This window comes from Streptomyces clavifer (assembly GCF_036345975.1).
Lineage (GTDB): Bacteria > Actinomycetota > Actinomycetes > Streptomycetales > Streptomycetaceae > Streptomyces > Streptomyces clavifer.
Genome location: NZ_CP107793.1, coordinates 1,382,777 through 1,401,684, shown reverse-complemented (window position 1 = coordinate 1,401,684; position 18,908 = coordinate 1,382,777). Strand labels below are relative to the sequence as shown.

Annotated in this window: 16 protein-coding genes and 1 pseudogene; 13 read left to right on the top strand and 4 right to left on the bottom strand. The window is 72.2% G+C overall.

Annotation, left to right across the window (positions count from 1 at the left end; all coding sequences use genetic code 11):
* Nucleotides 1–25: 25 nt before the first annotated feature.
* The 4 genes from OG927_RS05825 (at nt 26) to OG927_RS05810 (ending at nt 5,273) form a co-directional block, all read left to right on the top strand.
* Nucleotides 26–1,117, top strand: coding sequence for a quaternary amine ABC transporter ATP-binding protein (locus tag OG927_RS05825; RefSeq protein ID WP_079099354.1), 1,092 nt, complete (start codon nt 26–28; stop codon nt 1,115–1,117).
* Entirely contained in the window at nt 1,110–3,746 is a 2,637-nt protein-coding gene (locus tag OG927_RS05820; RefSeq protein ID WP_209470848.1) for an ABC transporter permease/substrate binding protein, read from the top strand. Before OG927_RS05825 ends, OG927_RS05820 begins: the two co-directional genes overlap by 8 nt.
* A gap of 179 nt (nt 3,747–3,925) precedes the next feature.
* Nucleotides 3,926–4,471, top strand: a complete 546-nt coding sequence (locus OG927_RS05815; protein WP_056786599.1) for a helix-turn-helix domain-containing protein — start codon at nt 3,926–3,928, stop codon at nt 4,469–4,471.
* Nucleotides 4,472–4,484: 13 nt separating this feature from the next.
* Nucleotides 4,485–5,273 (top strand): helical backbone metal receptor, encoded by a 789-nt coding sequence (locus OG927_RS05810; protein WP_307840670.1) that lies wholly within the window; start codon nt 4,485–4,487, stop codon nt 5,271–5,273.
* On the opposite strand, the pseudogene OG927_RS05805 reads toward OG927_RS05810, so the two are convergent.
* Nucleotides 5,263–6,180: pseudogene (locus OG927_RS05805) on the bottom strand (TDT family transporter); the annotation flags it as partial. The gene OG927_RS05810 and the pseudogene OG927_RS05805 overlap by 11 nt on opposite strands.
* Before the next feature lie 313 nt (nt 6,181–6,493).
* On the opposite strand from OG927_RS05805, the gene OG927_RS05800 reads away from it, so the two are divergent.
* Nucleotides 6,494–7,360 carry a LysR family transcriptional regulator gene (locus OG927_RS05800; protein ID WP_242413096.1) on the top strand — a complete coding sequence of 289 codons (867 nt, stop codon included), beginning with the start codon at nt 6,494–6,496 and terminating at the stop codon, nt 7,358–7,360.
* A 136-nt stretch (nt 7,361–7,496) separates the two neighbouring features.
* On the opposite strand, the gene OG927_RS05795 is transcribed toward OG927_RS05800, so the two are convergent.
* Together OG927_RS05795 and OG927_RS05790 are read right to left on the bottom strand one after the other, a co-directional pair.
* Nucleotides 7,497–8,243: a gamma-glutamyl-gamma-aminobutyrate hydrolase family protein gene (locus tag OG927_RS05795; RefSeq protein ID WP_056787507.1), complete on the bottom strand. Its 747-nt coding sequence runs from the start codon at nt 8,241–8,243 to the stop codon at nt 7,497–7,499.
* Between the two features lie 112 nt (nt 8,244–8,355).
* The gene (locus tag OG927_RS05790; protein WP_056786604.1) at nt 8,356–9,129 is read right to left on the bottom strand and encodes a FadR/GntR family transcriptional regulator; all 774 of its coding nucleotides are present in this window, start codon (nt 9,127–9,129) and stop codon (nt 8,356–8,358) included.
* Nucleotides 9,130–9,181: 52 nt separating this feature from the next.
* Between OG927_RS05790 and OG927_RS05785 the strand changes: the two genes are divergently transcribed.
* The 6 genes from OG927_RS05785 (at nt 9,182) to OG927_RS05760 (ending at nt 16,232) form a co-directional block, all read left to right on the top strand.
* Nucleotides 9,182–10,543 (top strand): glutamine synthetase family protein, encoded by a 1,362-nt coding sequence (locus OG927_RS05785; protein ID WP_209470850.1) that lies wholly within the window; start codon nt 9,182–9,184, stop codon nt 10,541–10,543.
* Between the two features lie 113 nt (nt 10,544–10,656).
* A complete protein-coding gene (locus tag OG927_RS05780; RefSeq protein WP_056787510.1) occupies nt 10,657–12,021 on the top strand; it encodes an aldehyde dehydrogenase family protein in 1,365 nt (454 codons plus the stop codon).
* Nucleotides 12,022–12,027: 6 nt separating this feature from the next.
* Nucleotides 12,028–12,816 (top strand): 3-oxoacyl-ACP reductase, encoded by a 789-nt coding sequence (locus OG927_RS05775; protein WP_330319805.1) that lies wholly within the window; start codon nt 12,028–12,030, stop codon nt 12,814–12,816.
* 38 nt (nt 12,817–12,854) lie between these two features.
* On the top strand, nt 12,855–13,868 hold the full coding sequence (locus tag OG927_RS05770) for a DUF2510 domain-containing protein (protein WP_330319804.1): 1,014 nt from the start codon (nt 12,855–12,857) through the stop codon (nt 13,866–13,868).
* A 297-nt stretch (nt 13,869–14,165) separates the two neighbouring features.
* On the top strand, nt 14,166–15,662 hold the full coding sequence (locus OG927_RS05765; RefSeq protein WP_056787514.1) for an MFS transporter: 1,497 nt from the start codon (nt 14,166–14,168) through the stop codon (nt 15,660–15,662).
* Between the two features lie 21 nt (nt 15,663–15,683).
* A complete protein-coding gene (locus tag OG927_RS05760) occupies nt 15,684–16,232 on the top strand; it encodes a TetR/AcrR family transcriptional regulator (RefSeq protein WP_056786611.1) in 549 nt (182 codons plus the stop codon).
* A 216-nt stretch (nt 16,233–16,448) separates the two neighbouring features.
* Here OG927_RS05760 and OG927_RS05755 read toward each other — a convergent pair whose 3' ends face one another.
* Nucleotides 16,449–16,955: a cupin domain-containing protein gene (locus tag OG927_RS05755; protein ID WP_056786614.1), complete on the bottom strand. Its 507-nt coding sequence runs from the start codon at nt 16,953–16,955 to the stop codon at nt 16,449–16,451.
* A 138-nt stretch (nt 16,956–17,093) separates the two neighbouring features.
* Here OG927_RS05755 and OG927_RS05750 point away from each other — a divergent pair, with 138 nt between their 5' ends.
* Together OG927_RS05750 and OG927_RS05745 are read left to right on the top strand one after the other, a co-directional pair.
* Nucleotides 17,094–17,525 (top strand): RrF2 family transcriptional regulator, encoded by a 432-nt coding sequence (locus OG927_RS05750; RefSeq protein WP_056786616.1) that lies wholly within the window; start codon nt 17,094–17,096, stop codon nt 17,523–17,525.
* Nucleotides 17,522–18,442: a DsbA family oxidoreductase gene (locus tag OG927_RS05745; RefSeq protein WP_330319803.1), complete on the top strand. Its 921-nt coding sequence runs from the start codon at nt 17,522–17,524 to the stop codon at nt 18,440–18,442. Before OG927_RS05750 ends, OG927_RS05745 begins: the two co-directional genes overlap by 4 nt.
* Nucleotides 18,443–18,908 lie beyond the last annotated feature (466 nt).

The window sequence follows — 18,908 nt, the reverse complement described above, 5'->3', positions numbered from 1 at the left end:
TTTCGGTTCAACGCGTGAGGTGTATGTGTCAAGGCTGCAAGCGGAGCACCTGTACAAAGTGTTCGGCAGACGACCCGATCAAGCCGTGCGAAAGCTCGAGAGCGGGACCCACCGCGACGAGCTGCGCGCCGACGGAACGACCGCAGCGGTGATCGACGCATCGTTCACCGTGGAACCGGGCCAGATCTTCGTCGTCATGGGGCTCTCCGGATCCGGGAAGTCCACACTGCTGCGGATGCTCAACGGCCTCCTGGAGCCCACGGCCGGACGCGTGCTGTTCGACGGGCAGGACCTGACCGCGCTGAGCCCCCGTGACCTGCGTACGGTCCGATCCAGGAAGATCAGCATGGTGTTCCAGCACTTTGCGCTCTTCCCGCACCGGAGCGTGCTCGAGAACGCCGCCTACGGCCTGGAGGTCCAGGGCGTGGCACGCGCCGAGCGTGAGAAGCGCGCCACCGAGGCGCTGGAGCTGACCGGCCTCGCCGGCTGGGAGAAGTCCTGGCCCGACGAGCTGTCCGGCGGCATGCAGCAGCGTGTCGGTCTGGCCCGCGCTCTCGCCACCGACGCCGACCTGTTGCTGATGGACGAGTCCTTCAGCGCGCTCGACCCGCTGATCCGCCGCGACATGCAGGACCAGCTCCTGGAACTGCAGAAGCGTCTGAAGAAGACCATCGTCTTCATCACCCACGACCTCAACGAGGCCATGCGCCTCGGGGACCGGATCGCCGTGATGCGGGACGGCGAGATCGTCCAGCAGGGCACCGCCGAGGACATCCTGGTGCGGCCGGCCAACGAGTACGTGGCCTCCTTCATCCAGGACGTCGACCGCTCCCGCGTCCTCACCGCCGGTTCGATCATGGAGGAGCCCGAAGCGGGCCGCTCCGACGCGGACCTGATGGCCGGGGCCCCCGCGACGGTGTCCGCCGAGACGCCCATCGCCGAGCTCTTCACCCCCTGCTCCACCAGTGGGGTCGCCGTCGCCGTCACCGACGCGGACGGCGGCGTCATAGGCGTCGTGCCGCGCAGCCGGCTGCTGGCCGCGCTCGGCGAGGAACCGCAGGTCGAGGCCGCGGTCCCGGCCCCCCGTGACATCAAGAAGGTGAACGCCGGTGCCTAGGGTCTCCTTCGGCGAGTGGGTCGAGAGCGCGGTCGACTGGCTCCAGTCGAACCTCACCTGGATCTTCGATGCCATCAAGGCCGTCCTCGGCGGCATGTACGACGGCGTCAACGCCGTCCTCGGCGGCGGTGAACCGCTGCTGATGGCCGCGATCTTCGCCGTCATCGCGTTCTGGCTGCGCGGCGTCGTCCCGGCGGCGCTCACCTTCGTGGGCTTCGCGCTCATCGACTCCCTCGCCCTCTGGGACGAGGCCATGGCCACGCTCTCGCTGGTCGTCGTGGCGGCCGTGATCACCATCGTGATCGCCGTGCCCATGGGTATCTGGGCCGCGCGCAACAACAGGGTCAGCGCCGCGCTGCGGCCGGTGCTCGACGTCATGCAGACGATGCCGGCCTTCGTCTACCTGATCCCCGGCGTCATGTTCTTCGGCGTCGGCGTCACCCCCGGCGTGATCGCCACCATCGTCTTCGCGATGCCGCCCGGCGTCCGGATGACCGAGCTGGGCATCCGCCAGGTCGACAGCGAGCTGGTCGAGGCGGCCGAGGCGTTCGGCACCACGCCGAAGGACACCCTGACCCGGGTGCAACTGCCGCTCGCCCTGCCGACGATCATGGCCGGGATCAACCAGGTCATCATGCTGGCCCTGTCGATGGTCGTCATCGGCGGCATGGCCGGCGCGGGCGGACTCGGTGAGAAGGTCTACGCCGCGATCACCCAGCTCCAGGTCGGCCTCGCCGCCGAGAGCGGCATCGCCGTCGTCATCCTCGCCATGTACCTGGACCGGATGACGGGCGCGCTCAACGAGCGGGTCTCCCCGCTCGGCCGCCGTGCCGCGGCGAAGGTCGCCGCCGGTGCGCGTCGCCTGAAGTTCACGCACTACAAGCCGGGAACCGCCGTCGCGATGACCGGTGTCGTCGTGCTCGCGCTCGTCGCGGGCGGTCTGAACATCGCGGGCTCCGGCTCGGACGACGCCCGGAAGGGCCAGGCCTCCGACGGGAACGTCGGCCAGGGCCAGAAGATCAACCTGGGCTACATCCCGTGGGACGAGGGCATCGCCTCCACCTTCCTCTGGAAGGAGATCCTGGAGCAGCGCGGCTACACCACCGGCATCACCCAGCTCGACGCCGGCCCGCTCTACTCCGGCGTCGCCCGCGGCGACATCGACTTCCAGACGGACTCCTGGCTGCCGACCACGCACAAGGACTACTGGGACAAGTACAGCGACCAGCTGGACGACCTGGGCTCCTGGTACGGGCCGACCTCGCTGGAGCTGACCGTCCCGTCGTACGTCGAGGGCATCGACTCGCTGGCGGACCTCAAGGGCCAGGGCAAGAAGTTCAACGGCAAGATCATCGGCATCGAGGCCAGTGCCGGGATGATGGGCACGCTCAACAAGAAGGTGCTCAAGGAGTACGGCCTGGAGGGCGAGTACAAGGTCGTCTCCTCCAGCACCTCCTCGATGCTCGCCGAGCTGAACGCCTCCATCAAGAAGAAGGAGCCGGTCGTGGTGACCCTGTGGTCGCCGCACTGGGCCTACGGCAAGCACGACCTGAAGAAGCTCGAGGACCCGAAGGGCGCCTGGGGCAAGGGCGAAGAGGTCCACACCGTCGCCCACAAGGGCTTCGCGAAGAAGGCCCCCGCCGTCGCGGACTGGCTGAAGAAGTTCAAGCTCACCGAGAAGCAGCTCACGAGCCTGGAGAACGAGATCCAGGACGCCGGCCAGGGCAAGGAGCAGGACGGCGTACGCAGCTGGCTGAAGAAGAACCCGGGACTCGTCGACACGCTGGCCCCGCTGCCCGGCGGCGCGGGGGGCACCCAGGAGGGCAAGGACGCGGGCAAGACCGTCAACATGGGGTACTTCCCGTGGGACGAGGCCATCGCGTCCACCTACCTCTGGCAGAACATGCTGGAGGACCGGGGCTACAAGACCACGGTCAAGCAGCTCGACCCGGGTCCGCTCTACACCGGTCTCGCGCAGGGACAGCTGGACGTCCAGTTCGACTCCTGGCTGCCGACGACGCACAAGGACTACTGGGACCGCTACAAGGACGACCTCACCGACCTGGGCTCCTGGTACGGGCCGACCTCGCTGGAGCTGACCGTCCCGTCGTACGTCGAGGGCATCGACTCGCTGGCCGACCTCAAGGGCCAGGGCAAGAAGTTCAACGGCAAGATCATCGGTATCGAGTCGAGCGCCGGGATGATGGGCACGCTCAACAAGAAGGTGCTCAAGGAGTACGGCCTGGAGGGCGAGTACAAGGTCGTCTCCTCCAGCACCTCCTCGATGCTCGCCGAGCTGAACCGGTCGATCAAGAAGAAGGAGCCGGTCGTGGTGACCCTGTGGTCGCCGCACTGGGCCTACGGGAAGCACGACCTGAAGAAGCTCGAGGACCCGAAGGGCGCCTGGGGCGAGGGCGAGCAGATCCACACGGTCGCCAAGAAGGACTTCGCCCAGGACTTCCCGGAGTTCACCGGCTGGCTGAAGGACTTCAAGCTGAGTGAGGCGCAGCTGGCCTCGCTCGAGGTGGAGATCCAGAAGGGCGGTGCGGGCAAGGAGAAGGAGTCCGCCCGCACCTGGATGGACGCCAACCCCGACGTGGTGGACCAGCTGGCGCCCGTCGGCAGCTGATCCACCCGCAGTCCCCCCGAGGGGGACGGCCCCGGTAGCGAACCGGCGCCGTCCCCCTCAGGCTTGTTCCAAGGAGTCCTCGGAGGGTCTCCCGTCCACTCACTTCCGCTCCATCCCGCGAACGACATGCGTAGGGTGCTGGCAACCGGGAGGATGGCGATCCGGGGAGGGAGCCGGACATGGACGACAAGGAAGGCCTTCGGGTGGGTGCCGCGGTTCGCCGACGGCGCAGGACCCTCGGGCTCACACTGGCCGTGGTGGCCGGGCGCAGCGGCCTGTCCGTACCGTTTCTCAGCCAGATCGAGAACGAGCGGGCGAGACCCAGCCCCCGGTCGCTGGACCGGGTGGCCGAGGCGCTGGAGACCACGACCGAGCGGCTGCGGGCCGCGGCGGACTCGGCGCGCGCCGTGGACGTCGTGCGGGCGGGCGCCGGGGACGGCGTACGCCGCCTCGTGCGCGGCCGTCATCAGCTCAGCGCCCTGGAGTTCGTCGGCGAGCAGGACCTCGGGCGCGAGTTCCAGCACCGCAACGACGAGGTGATGTACGTCGTCGAGGGCGCCGTCGAGGTCGAGGCCGAGGGGCAGGCGCACCGCCTCGGCCGGGGCGACACCCTCTTCCTGTCCGGCGGGGTCCGGCACCGGTGGCGGGCGACCGTCCCCGACACCCGGCTGCTGGTCGTCGCGGTCGCCGAGCACATCGACGCGACGTACGACTCACGGCGCTGAGGAGGACCCGGCGGTGCGTGTCGTCTCCCTCGTCCCCTCGCTCACCGAGGCCGTCGCCGTCACCGGCCCCGGGATGCTCGTCGGCGCCACCGACTGGTGCACGCACCCGGCGGGGCTCACCGCCGCCCGGATCGGCGGCACGAAGAACCCGGACGTCGCGGCCGTCGTGGCGCTGCGCCCCGATCTCGTCGTCGCCAACGAGGAGGAGAACCGGGAACCCGACCTGGCAGCCCTGCGGGAGGCCGGTCTGGACGTCCTGGTCACCGAGGTCCGTACCCTCGGCCAGGCCTTCGCCGAGCTGGAGCGGGTCCTGGTCACCGGGTGCGGACTGAGCCGGCCCCGCTGGCTGGACGAGGCCGAGGCCGCGTGGGCGGCGCTGCCGCCTCCCGGGAACCCGCGCCCCGCGATCGTGCCCGTCTGGCGCAGGCCGTGGATGGTGCTGGGCCGCGACACGTTCGCCGGCGACCTGCTGGCCCGCTCCGGGGTGCGCAACGTGTACGCGGACCATCCCGAGCGCTATCCCCGCATCCCGCTCGCCGAACTGAACGCGGCGGGCGCGGAGCTGGTGGTGCTGCCCGACGAGCCGTACCGCTTCACCGCCCTCGACGGCCCCGAGGCCTTCCCCGGGGTGCCGGCCGCGCTCGTCGACGGCCGCCACCTCACGTGGTACGGGCCGTCACTGGTCCCGGCGGCCGGGGCGCTGCGAGCAGCGCTCCGCCGGCCAGCCCCCGCAGTGTCCGTACGCCCGCCACCGCCCAAGCCGCCACCAGCAGCACGTAGAGGGCCACGGCCAGCCAGGTGAACGCGGCCAGTCCGGTGTGCCGGGCCAGCCCGGCCGCGCCGGTGACGCACGTACCGACCGGGAAGGTGAACCCCCACCACGTCATCGTGAACCCCATGCCGCGGCGCGCCGCCCGCACCACCAGCGCGGTGGACAGGGCCAGCCACAGCAGTGCGAATCCCATCACCGGCACCCCGTACAGCACGGCGAACGCGCCGAGGGCCGAGGCGTAGGGGGCCGCGATCGCACCCGGTGCCACATCGGCGAGCTGGTTGACGGCGGTCGTGGACTGGCCCAGCGGGCCGAGCACCAGGAACAGCGTCGGGGTCAGGGCGAGCGGGGGCGGGCCCCGGTGCACCAGGGTGGCGAAGACCAGGGGGAGGGCCACCAGCGTGGCGAGCAGGGACAGCCCGAACATCGCGTAGCAGGCCAGCAGCAGCGCCTCGCGCCACTGACCGGGCGGCAGCTCGGGCACCAGGAGCGGACCCACCGCTGCGGAGACCATCGGGGCCACCAGGGGCAGCAGCCAGACCGGTGACGCGGTGCCGGGCGCCGGGCGGTGGCGCACGACCATCAGGTACGGGATCGCCACCGCGGCGGCGAGACCCGCGACCGTGCCCAGGGTGAACAGCACCGTGTGCACGGCGACGGCCGCCGGGTGCCCGATGACGTCCCGGCCGACCACCAGCGTGCCCGCGCCCACCGCGAGCAGTGCCATGGGCGGACAGCCGTGGAACGGGGCGACGGCGGGATCCAGGAGGTGGGCCCCGGCCTGGTCGCGGTGGAGGTACCAGTGCCCGGCGCGGGCCACCAGGACGACGGCGAGCAGGACCGCGGACAGGGCCCACACCGCGACGCAGGCGGCTCGCAGGCCGGGCAGCCGGACGGGGAGCGTGGCGCCGGCGGTCGCGACGATCGCGGTGCCCATGACCGTCGCGTACCAATTGGGGCCGAGGTGCCGCAGGGAGGGGAGCCGGGGGAGGGCGGGAGGGAGGGCGGGCGCCGGGGTCCGGATCTGCGGAAGGATGGCCATGCCACGATCTTCGGCGGGCGGACCGCGACCCACCAGGGAGTCCCGGTCTATGAGGTCATAAGCTGAATGTATGTCCAGCTCCGTGTCCGACCCCGCATCGGGCTCGCCGGGTGACGGAACCGGCTCCGAACCCGCTTCCGCCCCGGCCGCCCGCACCGTGCCCGAGCAGGCTTCCCCGCTGTCCCACCGGGTTCCGGACCTCGGCGCGATGGTGCTGCTGCTGGCCGTCGCCCGGCACGGGAGCCTGGGCCGGGCGGCGCGGGACGTCGGCATCACCCAGCCCGCCGCCTCCAGCCGCATCCGGTCGATGGAACGGCAGCTCGGTGTCGCACTCCTGGACCGTTCGCCGCGCGGCTCCCGGCTCACCGACGCGGGAGCACTCGTGACCGACTGGGCGCGCCGGGTCGTCGAGGCCGCCGAGGCGTTCGACGCGGGGGCGCAGGCGCTGCGGGACCGGCGCGACTCCCGGCTCCGGGTCGCCGCGAGCATGACCATCGCGGAGTACCTGCTGCCCGGCTGGCTGATCGCGCTGCGCGCCGAACGGCCCGGCACCGCCGTGTCGCTGCTCGCGGGCAACTCGGCCGTGGCCGCCCAGCGGCTGCTCGCCGGTGAGGCCGATCTGGGCTTCGTCGAGGGCTTGTCCGTGCCGGAGGGGCTCGACGGCACGGTCATCGCGCACGACCGGCTCGTCGTCGTGGTCGCCCCGTCCCACCCCTGGGCCCGCCGGCGCAGCAGGCTGACGCCGCAGGAGCTCGCCGGGACGCCCCTGATCCTGCGCGAGCACGGCTCGGGCACCCGTCAGGTCCTGGACGCCGCGCTCGCCGTGCACGGCGGACTGGCACGGCCCCTGCTCGAACTCTCCTCGACCACCGCGGTGAAGGGGGCGGCGGAGAGCGGGGCGGGCCCCTGCGTGCTGAGCGAACTGGCACTGGGCGAGGAGCTGTCGGCCCGGCGCCTGGTCACCGTCCCGGTGCCGGGCGTGCACCTGCGGCGCCAGCTGCGCGCGGTCTGGCCCTCGGGCCACCGCCCCGCCGGCCCGGCCCGCGATCTGCTCGCGTTGACGGCGGGCCGTTGAGGCGTGTTGTCGACGGTTGGCCGGGCCTGCTGCCCGCCCCGGCCCGCATCGGGCCCCGCGGCTGGCCGGGGCGTGACCGCGGTGGCGTGACCTCATCCGCCCCGGCGGATCCTGGCCGGACCGCGGGGGCGTGACCTCACACGCCGGACGGGCTCCGCCGGGTCGGCGCGGCCGCGTCCGACGGTCCCCGCCGCGCGCGGACCGCCGCGACGAGCGCCCGCATGATCCGGAGGTCGTCACCCATCTCGGGATGCCACTGCACCCCCAGCACCCACTGCGCGCCCGGCAGTTCGACCGCCTCCACCGTGCCGTCCGCCGCGTGGGCGGACGCCACGAGGCCGGGCGCCAGCCGCTCCACGGCCTGGTGGTGGTACGTGGGTACGGACGCGTCCTCGGGGACGAGTGAGGCGTACAGCGTCCCGGGCACCGGGGCCACCGGATGCTCACCGAGGACGCCCGCCTTGCCGAACGGACCGGTGTGCCCGTCCAGATGCTGGGTCAGTGTGCCGCCCAGCGCCACGTTGAGCAGCTGCATGCCGCGGCAGATGCCGAGCACCGGGGTGCCCGCCTCCATCGCGGCGCGAAGCAGTGCCAGCTCCCAGGCGTCGCGTTCGTGCGCGGGCGGCCCGGTCCGGAAGTCGCGCTCCGCGCCGTACAGCCCGGGATCGACATCGGCGCCGCCCGCGATCACCAGACCGTCCAGCCGGTCCACGACGGCCGCGGCCCGCTCCGGGTCGTCCGGGGGCAGCAGGGCCGCCAGGCCGCCGGACCGCTGCACCAGCCGCGGATACGCCGAGGGGAGCACCGCCGCGGGGAGCTCCCAGACACCCCAGCGAGCCGCCGGCTCCAGATAGGTGGTGACGCCGATGAGCGGTTCGTGCATGGTGCGGTCCTTCCGGCGGGCGGCACGCGGACCGGCCCAGTGCAATGGTGTTGCGTCATACCTTTGTGCGTGGCGGGCCGCCGCGCAAGAGAGATGATCCGGAAGGGCGGGTTCAGGCCAGGAATCCCCGCAGGAGCGCCGCCGTCCCCGCGCAGTGCTCGCGCATCACCGCGCGCGCCGCCTCCTCGTCGCCGTCGAGCACCGCCTCGACGAGCGCCGTGTGCTGGTGCTGCGAATGCTCCAGGTTCCGCACGAGCAGGGGTATGCAGTCCAGCAGGTCGTTCACGGTCGCCCGTACGGCCGCGTACTGGGCGGTGAGGGAGGGGGAGCCGCAGAGCTCGGCCAGCGTGAGGTGGAAGAGGGTGTCGAGCCTGCGGTAGTCGGGCAGAGGTGCTTCGTGAGTCGCCGTCAGAGCCGTCCGCAGCCGGTCCACGCCCTCGTCGTCGAGGCCGTGCACCGCGCACAGTCCGGCCGCGCCCGTCTCCAGTACCTCGCGGAAACGCAGGATGTCCTCGATGTCGGCCCCCGCCACCCGGCGGCGCAGCTCGTCGCCGTCGGCCGAACCGGTGCGGGGGAGTACGAACGTACCGCCGTACCGGCCGCGTCTCGCCTCGATCAGCCCCTGGTCCTGGAGCACCTTCAGCACCTCCCGCAGGGTGACGCGGCTGATGCGGAGGTGCTCGGCCAGCTCGCGCTCGGCCGGCAGCCGGCCGCCGGCGGGCACCAGGCCGAGCCGGACGACCTGGAGGATCTGCTCCAGGGCCTCCTCGAAGCCGTTGCCCGCGCGGACCGGCCGCAGCACGGGCAGCAGCCGTTCGAAGACCCCGGGCTCCCCGTTCTCCTCCGCCACGTCCCGATTCCCTTCCCCCCAATGGTTTTCTCCCATACCTTAGACCGACCGGCCGTGCCTTCCCGCCGGCCGAGCGAGGAGTACCCCCGTGGCAGACCGAACACCCCCGCTCGGGACCGAGGAGCTGCGCGCCCTCGTCCGGAGCGGTGAGATCGACACCGTGGTCCTCGCCTTCCCCGACATGCAGGGCCGGCTCCAGGGAAAGCGCTTCGCGGCGGCCTTCTTCCTCGACGAGGTGCTGGAACACGGCACGGAGGGCTGCAACTACCTGCTCGCCGTCGACACGGACATGAACACGGTCGACGGATTCGCGATGTCCTCGTGGTCCAACGGCTACGGCGACTTCGCCATGCGTCCCGACCTCGCGACCCTCCGCCGCATCCCCTGGCACGAGGGCACCGCCATGGTCATGGCCGACCTCGCCTGGGAGGACGGTTCGCCCGTGGCCGCCGCGCCCCGCCAGATCCTCCGGAGGCAGCTGGAGCGCCTCGCCGGGCACGGCCTCACGGCGCACGTGGGGACCGAGCTCGAATTCATCGTCTTCAAGGACACCTACGAGCAGGCCTGGGACCGCAACTACCGCGACCTGACCCCGGTCAACCAGTACAACATCGACTACTCCGTCCTCGGCACCGGCCGCATCGAGCCCCTGCTGCGCCGCATCCGCAACGAGATGAGGGGCGCGGGCCTCACGGTCGAGTCCGCCAAGGGTGAGTGCAACCCCGGCCAGCACGAGATCGTCTTCCGCTACGACGAGGCCCTCGTCACCTGTGACCAGCACGCCGTCTACAAGACGGGCTCCAAGGAGATCGCCGCCCAGGAAGGGGTCGCGCTCACCTTCATGGCCAAGTTCAACGAGCGCGAGGGCAACTCCTGCCACATCCACCTCTCGCTCCAGGACGCCGACGGGCGAAGCGTCATGGCCGGTGAGGACGGCACCATGTCGCCGGTGATGCGCCAGTTCCTCGCCGGGCAGCTCGCCGCCCTGCGCGACTTCTCCCTGCTCTACGCGCCGAACATCAACTCCTACAAGCGCTTCCAGCCCGGCTCCTTCGCCCCGACCGCCGTCGCCTGGGGCCACGACAACCGCACCTGCGCCCTGCGGGTCGTCGGACACGGCCGCTCGATGCGCTTCGAGAACCGGCTGCCCGGCGGGGACGTCAACCCCTACCTCGCGGTCGCCGGCCTCGTCGCCGCCGGGCTCCACGGCATCGAGCGCGGGCTGGAGCTCCCCGAGGCGTGCGAGGGCAACGCCTACACCGCCGGTTACGACCAGGTCCCCACCACTCTCCGCGACGCCGCCGCCCTCTGGGAGGAAAGCGACGTGGCCAGGGAGGCGTTCGGCGACGAGATCGTCGCGCACTACCGCAACATGGCGCGCGTCGAACTGGAGGCCTTCGACGCCGCGGTCACCGACTGGGAGCTCCGCCGCTCCTTCGAACGCCTGTGAGGCACCCCGTGACCCCCGACCCCGTGACCCCCGACCCCGTGACCGTGACGCCCGTGACCGTGACGCCCGTGACCGTGACGCCCGGGACCGACGACTCCGAGTCCCGGGACCCCGTGATCACCGAGCACCGTGTGCTGAACCCGGCGACCGAGGAGCTCGTCGCCACCGTCCCCGCCACCACCGTCGGCGAGGTCCACGCCGCCGTCACCCGGGCCGCGGCCGCCCAGCGGACCTGGGCGGCCCTGGCCCCGGCCGACCGGGCCCGGCTGCTGCGCCGCTTCGCCGTCCTCGTCGACGAACACGCCGAGCAACTGGCCCGGCTGGAGGTCACCGAGGCGGGCCACACCCTGGGCAACGCCCGCTGGGAGGCGGGCAACGTCCGGGACCTGCTCGACTACGCGGCCGGGGGAGTGGAGCGTCTCACCGGGCGTCAGATCCCCGTGCCCGGCGGGATCGACGTCACCTTCCTCGAACCCCTCGGGGTCGTGGGGGTGATCGCCCCCTGGAACTTCCCCATGCCGGTCGCCGCCTGGGGCACCGCACCCGCCCTGGCAGCCGGGAACGCCGTACTCCTCAAACCCGCCGAGACCACCCCGCTCACCGCCCTGCACCTGGCCCGGCTGGCCCTCGACGCGGGCCTGCCCGAACACCTCTTCCAGGTGCTGCCCGGCGCGGGCGAGGTGACCGGCAACGCCCTGGTCGAGCACCCGGGAGTCGCCAAGATCGTCTTCACCGGTTCCACCCGGGTCGGCAAGCAGATCATGGCCAGGTGCGCCGACCGCGTGAAGCGGCTGACCCTCGAACTCGGGGGCAAGAGCCCCACGCTGGTCTTCGCCGACGCCGACATCGAGGCCGCAGCGGCGGCCGCGCCCATGTCCTTCCTCGACAACGCGGGCCAGGACTGCTGCGCCCGCACCCGGATCCTCGTCCAGCGGTCCGTGTACGACCGCTTCCTCGGACTCCTCGCCCCCGCCGTCGAATCGGTCGTCGTGGGCGACCCCGGCGACGGGAGGACGCAGATGGGGCCCCTGATCTCGCGGGCACAGCTCGACCGGGTCCGTTCGTACGTCCCCGACGGCGCGGCCGGCATCCGCGGCGGCGCCCCCGACGGCCCCGGCTTCTGGTTCCCGCCGACCGTCCTCACCGACGTCCGCCCGGACGCGCCCGTCGCCACCGAGGAGGTCTTCGGCCCGGTCGCGGTCGTGCTGCCCTTCGAGGACGAGGAGGACGCGGTCCGGCTGGCGAACGCCACCGAGTACGGCCTGGCCGGCTCGGTCTGGACCCGTGACGTGGGCCGTGCCCTGCGGGTCTCCCGGGCGGTCCGGGCCGGGAACCTCTCCGTCAACTCCCACTCGGCGGTGCGCTACTGGACACCGTTCGGCGGCGTCAAGCAGTCCGGACTCGGCCGTGAACTGGGGCCCGACGCCCTCGCGGCATTCACCGAAACCAAGAACGTCTTCATCGGCACGGAGGCCTGAACGCGCATGACCACCGACCCCGGGTACATCTGCCGCCGCCTGAACGGCCGCACCGCCGTCGTCACCGGAGCGGGAAGCGGCATCGGCCTCGCCACCGCGCGCAGGCTGGCGTCCGAGGGCGCCCACGTCGTCTGCGGCGACATCGACGAGAGCGCGGGGCGGGCGGCCGCGGAGGAGGTGGGCGGGACCTTCGTACGCGTCGACGTCACCGACCCCGAACAGGTGGAGGCGCTGTTCAAGGCCGCGTACGACACCTACGGCTCCGTCGACGTCGCCTTCAACAACGCCGGGATCTCGCCGCCCGACGACGACTCCATCCTCACCACCGGGCTGGAGGCGTGGAAGCGCGTCCAGGACGTCAACCTCACCTCCGTCTACCTCTGCTGCAAGGCGGCCCTCCCCTACATGCGGCGCCAGGGACGCGGCTCCATCATCAACACCGCCTCCTTCGTGGCGCGGATGGGCGCGGCGACCTCCCAGATCTCGTACACCGCGTCCAAGGGCGGGGTCCTCGCCATGTCCCGCGAGCTCGGGGTGCAGTTCGCCCGCGAGGGCATCCGGGTCAACGCCCTGTGCCCGGGACCGGTCGACACCCCGCTGCTGCGGGAGCTCTTCGCCAAGGACCCGGAGCGCGCAGCCCGCCGGCTCGTGCACATCCCCCTCGGCCGGTTCGCCGACGCGACGGAGATCGCCGCCGCCGTCGCCTTCCTCGCGAGCGACGACTCCTCGTTCGTCAACGCCACGGACTTCCTCGTCGACGGCGGGATCTCGGGCGCCTACGTGACCCCGCTGTAACGGCCCCCGCCGGAGGACCGCTCCCTAGAGTGGAGGGCATGAGCAACGCGACACCACCCGGCTGGTACCCGGACGCGAACGTGCCGGGCGCGGAGCGCTGGTGGGACGGCACGGCGTGGACCGGGCACACCCGGTCGTCCGCCGTGACGCAGCCCATGGCGCTCCAGCCGCAGTCCGCTCCCCGGGGGCCCGGGGTGCCGGCCCGGGGGAGCGGCCGCACCACCAGGGCCGTCGCGGTCACCGTGGCCGCCCTGGCGGTCGTGGCCGCGGCCGTCACCGGATTCGCGGTGCTGGGCACGGACGGCGGCGGCGGTACGGCGCCGAGGTCCGCGCCCAGCGGTACCGCGCCGCCGCCCGCCCCCACGGAGACCGGCGGTCCCGCCGCCCCGTCGCCCGGCGACGGCGACCCGCGGATCCTCACGGACCAGCTCAACGGGGTCACCCTGCGGGTGCCCGAAGGCTGGGAGAAGCCGGAGAACACCCTCGACGACGCCTCCACGATGCGCACGGCCGGTTCCTACACCTGCCCAGGTGATTCGGGGAGCTACTGCCACCGCGGCACCGTCACCGTGCGGACGGCGAGCGGCGACCTCACGTCCATGGAGGAGCTGGCCCGGGAGGACGTCGGGACGGCCGCCGAAGCCGCCTACGGGGAGAACGCCGTCGGGGACCCGGCCCACGGCGGGATCAGGTCCCACCAGGTGCTGGCGTCCGAATCCGTGAGCGTGGCGGGGCGCACCGGCCACCTGGTGCGGTGGCGGGTCACCACCGGCAAGGGGCCCGGCGGGTTCGTGCAGTCGCTCGTCTTCCCCTCAGCGGTGGGCAGCGAGACGCCGGTCATCGTGCGCTTCGCCTTCGACGCCGGACGGGACGAGCTGCCGCTCTCCCTCATGGACACCATCACCGGGGGCATCCGACCGCTGGGCGACGGCACCACGAACGGCGGTGTCGGCAGCACCGTGGGGCCGAGCCGGTGCTGCTCCGCGGAATTTCGTGGAGGGGTGATCACAGCCGTGGGTGCACGGCAGGCTGCTCCGGATGGTGATCAGTGACTCGATGATGACCGCCTCGGGCCTGTGACGAGGATGATGACCGCCTCGGGCCTGTGACGAGGACGTCCAGCACCGGCCCGCCGCGCCCCGCCATCGGGCCGGTCGTCGGACGGGCCCTTCCGGCCGGGGCCATGACCCCGGCAGGCCCCGCCCGGAGGTCGGCGGCGGACCGGCGTGCGTGCCGGTACGGGTCATCAGAGAGGGACGACGTACGGGCGCACAGTGGTTTCATAACTGTACCTTTCGAAAGGTACAGTTATGAGGGTAACGCTGGTGCTGATCGAGAGGTGTGCGGGAATGATTCCGAGTGCGGGGCGGCGTTGGCTGCTGCTGGCGGTGGTGAGTGCGGGACTTCTGCTGATCACCCTGGACAACTCGATCCTGTACGCGGCGCTGCCGACGCTTGTGGAGGAGCTCGGCGCGAACGGCTCCGAGGGCTTGTGGATCATCAACGCCTATCCGGTGGTGATGGCCGGGCTGCTGCTGGGCAGCGGCACCCTGGGCGACCGGGTGGGGCACCGAAGAATGTTTCTGATCGGCCTGGCGGTCTTCGGTGTCGCCTCGCTGGCTGCCGCGTTCTCCCCGACCCCGGAAACCTTGATTGCGGCTCGGGCGTTCCTGGCCGTAGGCGCGGCGGCGATGATGCCCGCAACGCTCGCATTGATCCGCATCACGTTCGAGGACGAGCGCGAGCGCAACGTGGCCATCGCCATCTGGGGAACCCTGGCGATCGTCGGCAGCGCGCTGGGCCCGATCATCAGCGGGCTCCTGCTGCAGAGCTTCTGGTGGGGATCGGTCTTCCTGATCAACGTCCCCGTCGTCATCGCCGCACTGGTCGCCACACGGGTCCTGGCGCCGCCCAACGACGCCGACCCCACGAAGCGGTGGGACCTGCCCTCCTCGCTTCTCGCGCTCGTCGCCCTGGTCGGCCTCGTGATCGCGATCAAGGAAACCGCGAAGACGGAGCCCGCCCCCCTGCTCATCGTTGCCGCCGCCCTGGCTGCCGTCATCGGTGGCTGGGCGTTCGCACGGCGCCAGAGCCACCTGCCCTACCCCCTACTGGACTTCTCGATCTTCCGAAACCGGGCCTTCCTCGCCGGAGTCCTGGCCGCCGGGTTCTCCATGTTCGCCATCGCCGGTGTTCAGCTGATCACCACACAGCGGTTCCAGCTCGTGGAGGGCTTCACCCCGCTGCGCGCCGGCGTCCTGGTCGCAGCCGTCGCTGTGGGGGCGCTCCCGACAGCCCTGGCCGGCGGCGCGAGCCTGCACCGGGTGGGGCTGCTGCCCATCGTCGCGGGTGGTCTGGCCCTCAGCGCGGTCGGCTCCGTGCTCATCCTGCTGAACTTCGACACCAGCATGGGACTGCTCATCACCGGGCTGCTCATCACGGGTGCCGGCCTGGGTGCGGCCATGTCCGTCGCCTCCAGCGCGATCATCGGCAACGTTCCGGCCCGCCGTGCCGGTATGGCTTCCTCCGTGGAGGAGGTGTCCTACGAGTTCGGCAGCCTCATCGCCGTCGCCCTGCTCGGCAGTCTCCTGGCCGCCGTCTACACATCGACCGTCGACCTGCCCGCCGGAGTCCCGGACTCCGCGCGCGACAGCCTCGACAGCACGCTCGCACTGGCCGGGAACGACCCGACACTGATCACCGCGGCGTCCAACGCCTTCGACGGCGCCTATTTCACCGTGATGATCGTGGTCACCGCCGTCATCGCCGTCGGCGCGGTCACGACCGGTCTCCTCCTGCGCCACCACGGACCGGGATCGGCCCTGTCCGCCCCCACGCACCACTGACACCCCGACCCGGGAGCACCCATGCGGACCAGCAAACGAACCCAGATCCTCGAAGCAGCAGCCCGCGTCGTGGAGCGCGAAGGTGTCAAGAGCGTCACCTTCGACTCCGTCGCCGCCGAAGCCGGCCTGACCAAGGGCGGGCTCCTCTACCACTTCACCTCCCGCGAGGACCTCGTCCAGGCCATCCACCAGCACCTCGCCGACCAATGGGAGGCGCAGATGACCGCCGCAGCCGGAAGACCGGCCCGCGAGGCAAGCCCCACCGAGCGGCTCACCGCCTATACCCGAGTCACCACGCACAGCGCCACACGGGCCGAACTCCTCTTCATGCTCGAAGGATCCACAACACCCGAACACGCAGCCCCCTGGGGCGCCGTCATGGAACGGTGGGCCCCACCATCGCCCACCACCGACGCCGGCGACCCGGTCGCGCTCGACCGGTTCATCGCCCGGCTCGCCGCCGACGGCCTGTGGCTGTACGAATCCCTCACCGCCGAGCGGCTGACTCCCGAACTACGCCGCGCCCTCGCCGAACGCATCACCAGCGCCCTCGACCATGAGGACAAGTGAGCTCGCCCCGGTCCCCTGAACGCTGGATTCCTGATCACTGCGTGGTCATGTGTCGGACAGGGCCTACCGGGACCCGTCGTCCGGAGCGCTACCGGGCTCGCGTACCCCGGCACGCTCAGGACGGCGAACCCCCGGCCGGCCGGTGTCGTCCGGCGGGCCCCCGGACCCGGTACGCGAGGCGGCGGCGCGGAGCCCGGGGCGGGCCCGCGCCGCCCGTCAGGCGTCCTCGGCCGGGAGGGCGTACAGCCGGGGGAGGTTCACCACGATCGCCTCCTGCGTGCTGCGGGCGATGACGACCACGGCCTCCTCGGTGGGGTCGGGGTTCTCCTCCCGGTGCGGCACGAACGGCGGGACGAAGATGTAGTCACCGGGCGAGGTGCGCAGCCGGACCTCCTCGGGCGTCCCACCGGAGTCGTCCACGAAGACGAACTCGGGGTGTCCGGCGACCACGTGGATGGCGGTCTCGGACTCGCCGTGGTGGTGGTCGGAGGAGGACGTCGAGGGGGCCACATGGGTCTGGCCCATCCACAGCTTCTCGGAACCGACGGTCCTGCCGCTGACGGCGGCGAACCTGCGCATGCCGCCGGTCTGCGCGGTGTCCCCGTCCAGGGAGTCCGCGCGAATGTGGTGCAGACGGGTGTGGAGTGGTGCCGCGGGGCGGCCCGGGGCGTCATGGAGATGAGGGTGGAACCCTTCACCGGGGGTCGTCAACGGCTCGCTCATGGCAGGGACGCTAGAGCGGCGCCGAAAAGGATGTCAAGAGGTGTCCTTTCCCCTTCACCTGCGGCAATGTTGCCGCAACGTAGGAGCGGAACCGGTGAAGCGCTCACCCCGGACGGGTCCTTTGGGCATGATGAGGCCATGCATATCTCCGCGAAGGCGGACTACGCCACGCGTGCTCTCCTGGAGCTCGCCTGTGAGCCTGGCCGTCCGCTCACCTGCGAGGCCATCGCCTCCTCGCAGGACATCCCGTTCCGATTCCTGAAGTCCGTCGTGGGCGAGCTGCGCAAGGCGGGTCTGGTGCGCAGTCAGCGTGGCTGCGAAGGCGGCTACTGGCTCGGCCGGCCGGCCGGGGAGATCACCCTCCTCGACATCGTGCGCGCCGTCGACGGCGAGGTGATCACCCTGCGCGGCGAGTCGCTGGGCGGGCTCGACTACCCCGGCCCCGCGGCGGGACTGCCCGCTCTGTGGCGGCAGGTCGAGGCGAGTGCGGTGGCGCTCCTGGGCGGGCAGTCCCTGACCTCGCTGCTGCCCTCCGGTGCGCTCGGGCAGTCCAGGGCCGACGCCGCGTGAGTGCCGGACCCGCTTCGGAACCCCCGCTGGAGGTGGTGGAGTACACCGACCCGATGTGCCCGTGGGCCTGGGGCTCGGAACCCGTCTTCCGCAGGCTGCGGGCCGCCCTGCCCGCCCGGGTCCGCTGGCGGAGGGCGTACGCCGTCCTCTTCGACCACGACGACGACCCGCCGCCCGACCCGGCTGCCGAGACGGCCTGGTACGCACGCCACCTGGCGGAGATCGGCGGGCACACCCTGGCCCCCCGTGCGGCCCGGCTCAGCCGTGTCGCGGTCAGCTCCTGGCCCTCCTCGCTGGTCGCCAAGGCCGCGGAGCTCCAGGGGCCCGAGGTGGCCGGGCCGGTGCTGCGGCGGCTGCGGGAGACCGTGTTCGTACTCGGCGAACCGGCGGACACCACCGCGTCGGCCCTGTCCGCGGTACAGGGTGTGCGGGGCCTCGACCCCGCGCGGCTGAGGGCCGACGCCGTGTCCGCCGAGACGCTGGAGCGGGTGCGTGCCGACCGTGCGGAGGCGCGCCGCCCGGTTCCCGAAGTCCTGTCCGGCCGGGGCGGGTCACCGCATCCGGGCACGGCCAAGGAGACCGCCGACGGCGGACGCCGCTACGCACTGCCGACGCTCCTGTTCCGGACCCCCGCGGGACACCGCGCCGTGCCCGGCTGGCGGACCTTCGAGGCGTACGCGACGGCCGTCGACGAGCTCTGCCCGGGGCTCCTCGCCACCGTCGGACCGACCGCCCCGGCGGTGGCGCTGGAGCACTACCGGAGCCTGACGGAGCCGGAGCGCCTGGTGCTGGCACGCGGTCCCTGGCCGCCACCCGGCGCGGTACGCGTGGACACCGCGAACGGGCCGCTGTGGCTGGACCCCGAGGAGGCCGCGGTGCATCCGGCGGCCGCCCCTCCCGCCACCACGGGGCCCTGAGCTGCGGGGCGACGCCGTTTCGCGGAATGAGACACCAATTGGTGTCCATTGACAGCCGGCGATCGGTGCCCACAGGATGTCACCATGCTCACGACGCACCCCGGCGTGGTGTGCCGCTACGTGGACCTGCGGCGCACCTCCAGCGCTCTCTGTCGCTGACCGCCCGCCGACCCCGGCCCGCAGGCGCCGCCTGACCACTGCCGTCAGCACCTGCTGCCCGACGCTCCAGCGGCCACGCCCGTCAACTCCCCGCGCCTGTGCCCCCGTGCCCCACCGCGCGCCTTCCCCGTGTCCCGGTCGCCCCGCGAGACCGCCGATCCCGGCTGTCCCGACCCGGCCCGCCCCAGGACGCGCCGAGGCGTACGCCGGCCTGCCCGTCCGGGGCGGGGCCGACGGTTCCATGCGGTTGCGGCCCGGTGGATTCATGCGGGTATCTGGCGATCCGTCCCCTCCTTCCCCTGGTCCC

Coding starts and splice junctions, on each gene's coding strand:
- OG927_RS05815 (WP_056786599.1), top strand. CDS start 3,926: ATGGACGACAAGGAAGGCCTTCGGGTGGGTGCCGCGGTTCGCCGACGG.
- OG927_RS05800 (WP_242413096.1), top strand. CDS start 6,494: ATGGTGCTGCTGCTGGCCGTCGCCCGGCACGGGAGCCTGGGCCGGGCG.
- OG927_RS05795 (WP_056787507.1), bottom strand. CDS start 8,243: ATGCACGAACCGCTCATCGGCGTCACCACCTATCTGGAGCCGGCGGCT.
- OG927_RS05790 (WP_056786604.1), bottom strand. CDS start 9,129: ATGGGAGAAAACCATTGGGGGGAAGGGAATCGGGACGTGGCGGAGGAG.
- OG927_RS05775 (WP_330319805.1), top strand. CDS start 12,028: ATGACCACCGACCCCGGGTACATCTGCCGCCGCCTGAACGGCCGCACC.
- OG927_RS05770 (WP_330319804.1), top strand. CDS start 12,855: ATGAGCAACGCGACACCACCCGGCTGGTACCCGGACGCGAACGTGCCG.
- OG927_RS05765 (WP_056787514.1), top strand. CDS start 14,166: ATGATTCCGAGTGCGGGGCGGCGTTGGCTGCTGCTGGCGGTGGTGAGT.
- OG927_RS05760 (WP_056786611.1), top strand. CDS start 15,684: ATGCGGACCAGCAAACGAACCCAGATCCTCGAAGCAGCAGCCCGCGTC.
- OG927_RS05755 (WP_056786614.1), bottom strand. CDS start 16,955: ATGAGCGAGCCGTTGACGACCCCCGGTGAAGGGTTCCACCCTCATCTC.
- OG927_RS05750 (WP_056786616.1), top strand. CDS start 17,094: ATGCATATCTCCGCGAAGGCGGACTACGCCACGCGTGCTCTCCTGGAG.